Annotated in this window: 5 protein-coding genes; all 5 read left to right on the top strand. The window is 32.9% G+C overall.

The window, feature by feature from the left end; genetic code table 11:
* On the top strand, positions 1-634 hold a 634-nt coding region (locus PSF11_RS20950), incomplete at its 5' end, for a type 1 fimbrial protein (RefSeq protein ID WP_272682884.1).
* A gap of 2 nt (positions 635-636) precedes the next feature.
* Positions 637-1,293 (top strand): hypothetical protein, encoded by a 657-nt coding sequence (locus PSF11_RS20945; protein WP_127891336.1) that lies wholly within the window; start codon positions 637-639, stop codon positions 1,291-1,293.
* Between the two features lie 39 nt (positions 1,294-1,332).
* The gene (locus PSF11_RS20940) at positions 1,333-3,759 is read left to right on the top strand and encodes a fimbria/pilus outer membrane usher protein (RefSeq protein ID WP_225829649.1); all 2,427 of its coding nucleotides are present in this window, start codon (positions 1,333-1,335) and stop codon (positions 3,757-3,759) included.
* Positions 3,760-3,802: 43 nt separating this feature from the next.
* The gene (locus PSF11_RS20935; protein ID WP_014656397.1) at positions 3,803-4,483 is read left to right on the top strand and encodes a fimbria/pilus chaperone family protein; all 681 of its coding nucleotides are present in this window, start codon (positions 3,803-3,805) and stop codon (positions 4,481-4,483) included.
* A gap of 99 nt (positions 4,484-4,582) precedes the next feature.
* Positions 4,583-4,924, top strand: coding sequence for a helix-turn-helix domain-containing protein (locus PSF11_RS20930; protein WP_004921801.1), 342 nt, complete (start codon positions 4,583-4,585; stop codon positions 4,922-4,924).
* Positions 4,925-5,738: the final 814 nt, after the last annotated feature.

Below are 5,738 nucleotides of genomic sequence, written 5' to 3'. Positions count from 1 at the left end.
CAATTTGAAAGTATCTGGTGATATTAAGCCACCAACCTGTATGGTTAATGGAGAAGAGCAAACCAATATCATATATGACATGGGAAAACTCTCTGTTGATGTTATACCTATGTCGAGCATGTATATTTTTCCCGAAAATTCGAAAGTAAAAAATACCGTTACGGTGACATGTGATGCTCAAACATATTTAATATTTATGGCGACAGATACCTACCAAGGTTTGAGTTTACCTTCAACACCGGTATCAAGCTCGTATTCACATAAATATTTTCATATTAATGGGGGTAAACCGGCCGCACTTGGTGGTGTCTCATTTTTGGTAAAAGATGCTAAGGTCGATAATAATTCTGGATATGTTCGCCGTTTATATAATTCAACACATGCCACTTCTAGGCTTGGAGATTATGTATTGACTAAAGGTGAATACTATGGATGGTCTAATACTAAGCATGAAGCCGGGGGTAAAGATGCATTTATGCAATCATTAATACCTGGAAAAGTCTTTTCAGCGAGTTTTGAACAAGACAGTGTATTTATTAACTCACGAGATGATTTAGCTAAAGCAAATATTGAACTTAATGATGAACTTAATTATAACGCAGAAGCTGTAATTACATTTAGCTTTAGTCTTTAATAATGAAAAAAATGGGCATGTATCTTATGCGGATAATATTATATCAACTTACAGTAGTGTTAATGTTCTATTTTTGTGATTATTCAAATGCTCAGGGCGTATATAGGCAAAATATAATCACCGATATTGTGACACCTCCAAGTTGTGAAATTATCCCACCAAATAACGGGAACTATCAATTTTCCCAGTTACATGCCCATTATTTTAAATTAAACAAAGTCACAGCGCTTCCAGAATTAAAACAAACATGGCAAGTGATGTGCAATACACCGATAAATTTATTTTTAAAAATTATTGATAATCGTCATGATTCCTCCCGTATGGATGATGAAAGCTATTTTGGGTTAGGTAACGTAAATGGTTCAGGGAAAATAGGTGATTATCGATTAACGTTGAGTCATGCCAATGTTGATAATGAAAAAGCGGAGTTGTTTTTAAGCGAAAATTTATCAGGAACAAGAACATCTGCTATAACGGTGAAAAAAAATAGAACCTATGGTTGGTTAACGGGTGAAAGTCATATTGCCTCGGGAAAATTATTTTCTGTTGATATTACTGTTTCGCCTAAACTTAATTCTTTAAAAGAAACCCATGGGCCTATTGTTAATGGTGCTGAATTAGACGGTAATGCTGAATTGATTTTTTCATTTGGCATTTAATGCCTGAACACATTAATTATAATTAAGCAATGAGCATGTATGTTATATACTAATAAAAAAACACGACGTTACTATTTTTTTATGGCTTTAATATTCATGTTATATAATGAGTATTCATATTCATCAAATCAAGATAATGCTGATAAAAACTCAAAAGTGAATTTTGATATTGATTCATTAAAGGCACTTGGTTACGGTGAAGAAGTCGCTGATTATTTTATGCAAGGGAGCCAATTTCTTCCTGGTAACCATGATGTCACAATACAATTAAATGGTGATCAAACTTATTCTGTTAATGCCAAAATAGATGATAGTGGTCATCTTTGCCTTGATGATAGTTTGCAGAAGACGTTGAGATTAAAATCGACAAATTTAGAAGATGGATGTCATGTTTTTCAAGATGTCTATCCTGATTCACGGGTGGTAATGCGACCTAATGAGTTTGCTATTGATATTACAGTCGCTGAAAACAACTTTGATCCTAAGTTGCTAGGTCGTGAATTGACTTATGGTGGCTTTGGTTTAGTTAATAACTATCGAATTTACGGTATGCATATTAATGGCCATAATAACCAAGAGTTTTATCAAGGTGAATTTGAAACGGGAGCAAACTGGAATAACTGGGTTTTACGCAATAATAGTAGTTTTTCTTCAAGTAAAGGAAACTCAGAGTATCAATTTAATGAAACAGTATTATCGCGTAGTATCGAGTCATTAAAGTCTCAATTTGAAATAGGTCAACTGAATAGCCGAGGCAGTTATTATTCTGGTATACCAGTTAATGGCATTCAACTCTATTCGGACAGTGCATTACAGCTTAATAATCGATTAGTTGTACCGATAGCTGGTTTTGCAAATTCGCCATCAACCGTAGAGGTTCAGCAAAATGGTCGTCTGCTCTATCGAACAATAGTGCCTGCTGGTCCTTTTGAACTAAATAGAATTAATAATATTATCAATGGAACACCAGTTGATGTAACAGTTATTCAAGATAATGGTGAGCGTCAGAAATATCAAGTAATGACCTCAAATCAAGCAACTGAAAATTTATCACCTTTATCTTATCAATTTTTTATTGGTAAATATCGTACAGTCAATAGTGTTCAAGAAAGTGATAATCCTTTAATTAGTAGTTTGGAAGCAAGCGCACAATATAAAAAAATAGATTATTCAGCAGGGGCTTTATATTCAGATAAATATCAATCTGTAAGTGGTGGTGTTCATTCTTCATTTGGAGAAAAACTACTCATTAATGGTGGAGGCAATGTTTCAATTTCTCGTAATGATGAAAAAGAGGGAAGCCAGTTAGACTTTAATACATCGTTGGCCAAAGGTGCCGCATCATTGGGAGTCTCATTTCTATATCGCAGTCATGAGTATCCGACGTTAGATAGTACATTAGAAAAACAGCAACCAATAATGGATGAAGATGCATGGAATTTACCATGGTTTAGTCGAGACCTTCAGACTTCTTCTTCACTTTATACAAGTTGGGGTGATATTAACTGGGGAAGTTTTAGCTATAGTTTAAATTATAACCATTATTATGGAGACGGTTCAGATACAGTAAGTCATTTAGTCGGTTATAGCAGAAAGATCGGTGATGTCTCATTAAATTTATCTTTTCAGTCTGGAACAGATCAAGACAATCGCTTTTATCTGAATGCATCAATCCCAATAAATAGCCGTTCAAGTGCAAGTATACAAAGCCAATATTACGATGACCGTAGTACTTTAATGGCGAATTATAACTATAGACAGAATGATAGGTGGAATTACTCTATCGGTGCAGGTCGTAGCAGTGATGTAAATCGTGTTAACGGGAGCATTAATAATACGAATGCTTATACACAATTATCATTAAATGCTTCCATGACTGAAAATAATGTTTACTCATTTATGTCATCTGCTACAGGCGCTATTGCTTATTCAAATGGGCTAGTTGCAACCTCTTCAGTGCCATTAAGTAATACTTTTGGGATTATATATATTCCAAATCAACCAAATGTTAAGGTGAGTGCGTTAGGCAGTGGTTCAACAATCACGAATCATTTTGGTACGGCTGCCATTTCGTCATTACCAACAAATAGGAAAACAACGGTTCAATTGAACACGCAAGATTTACCGTTAAATATTCGGCTTGATACCACTTCGTTCGATGTTGCAGTTGCTAGAGGAAGTGTTATTACAAAAGAAATTAAAGCTACCGAAATGAGACAGTTATTACTGAGTATTACGCTTAAAAACGGTCAAAAAGCACCTAGTGGTGCAAGCTTAATAAATAAAAAAGGAAAGTATGTCAGTGCCATTATGGGTGAAGGGAATACTTTTTTAACTAACGAACAAATTGGTGATGAATTAATTCTTCGTTCGCCAAACTCAGATGATTGTATTGTGAAATACACAGTACCAGAACATTTTTCATCTGAGTTGCTTTATGAAGAAGTAGACGCAATATGTCAATAAGTCATCAAAAAACTAAACATAGATTTTGATAAAGAGGTTATTTATGAAAAAAATATTTGCAACTATTCTTTCAAGCTTTTTATTAATAGTGAGCACAAATGTTCATGCAAGTTTCCAATTAGAAACCATGACTGTAATATTAGATGCAGGAGAAGGGCGAAAGGTTTTTAATGTTAAAAATACCGGTAATTCACCTATTTTATTATCAACCAAAGTTGAAGAGCTAGATGGTTCAACAAAACTTGCTGGTGATATTATGATTTCGCCACCGATTGTTCGTATTGAACCTCAACAAAGTCAACAAATTAATTTTATTTTGAAAAAAGGCGTTGATATTTCCGATGAAGTAATTTTAAAAGCATCATTTCAAGGTATTGGGGCAAGTAAAGAGAATGTCACTAAAATGCCTATTCGTCAGGATGTGGCAATGTTAGTTTCTCCTGCTAATATGAAAGTGAGCCAAACACCTTGGGACGCTCTTTCAGTGAGCCAAAAAAATAATCAGTTAACATTAAAAAATAATGGAAAGCAAGTCATTAGGTTATCACCCTCATTTAAAGTTTTACCGAGTAACGAAGATTACGCGCTAGACCAGTTTTATATCAGACCTGGTGAAAGCAAAGTTGTCAATATTAAAGGTAATGCAACGAGTATATCTATCTCCCCTTTAAGTCGTTATGGATTTAAAATGAGTGATAACGCTATTTTAGCTGTGGAACACTAATTCCCTATTATAGGCAATTAGATATTAAGGCCCATTTATCTTTAGCATATTTAATGGGGTTTAATTTTTCAGGATATATAGTAAAAGGGTAATTTAACCTTGAATAATGTAATACCTAAAAACTTTTTCACCAAAGTGATTGGTGAAGAAATTAAGAGATTGCGAAAAGCAAGTTCATTTTCAGGGACAAAAATGGCGAGTGAATTAGGCATTTCGCAGCAACAATACTCTCGATATGAAAGGGGGGTTAATACAATATCTGTTGATGCTTTACTAAATATATTGTGCATTCTTGATTGCGATGTGAGTTCCTTTTTTTCATATCTGCGTCAGCAGATAGAAAAAGATAATCATGAATTGTATGATACATTAAAGCCATTGTTTTATAACTTTGAGACTCATACAGAGATAGAAAAGTATTTTTTAAAAAGAGGCCTTTAAATTTAAAGATAGAGTTGGTTTGCTTTAGAACAGCCTAATTTTATTAAGGTGGCAAGTTTATACGGCTTATGCCACCTTGATATTAACTGAGGCAATTCATGCTTTACCTATAATTGACTGCCTGAGATTGAGTAAAACCGACTTTATCATCTAGAGTTTTGTAGTGATAAGATAAAAAATCGTGATAGTCGTTTTATACTAAAGGAAATAGGCAAGGTAAACTTGATGTTGAAACAATATTACTCGTGATATTGTGTATTACCTTGACGATACTTCTTCTAAAGTGATTAATAATCATAGGGATAAAGGTTATTATTATGAAGTGTTTTTCCAATGTGAATAATTACTCTCTAACCGAGTTAAAATTAAAAGGATTTATGTTTAATTATTAAACTACATTAAATTAGGTATTTTATTCTTTTCTTTAGTTCTTATTATGATTTGTTTGGAGTTATTTCCTCATTAATCATAGGTGCGATAGCTAGATGTTAATCTACTTTATTGTTTTTAATGATGAAATAAAATGTTACATTTGTGATTTTTTAGGCTAAAGTGCAGTTTACTCGATTTTGGTGTAATGATAATTATAAAAAAGTTATCTATAATACTTACATCTGAAAAACATTATTTCAGTAAGATATTTTAAAATTACATAAAAGTAGAATGTTTTATCATATTTAGAGGTGTTTAATACCAGTAACCAAAATTATTTATTATAGCTCTTGTTAAGCTAAGAAATGACAGCGAGTTTAAATATTTTTCTCTATGTATTACTAATATAAATGTTGGTAATAGATTCTATTTTTCTTTTTTT

The organism is Providencia sp. PROV119 (assembly GCF_028482435.1).
Classification (GTDB): Bacteria; Pseudomonadota; Gammaproteobacteria; order Enterobacterales; family Enterobacteriaceae; genus Providencia; species Providencia stuartii.
This window is presented reverse-complemented; position numbering and strand designations above follow the sequence as displayed.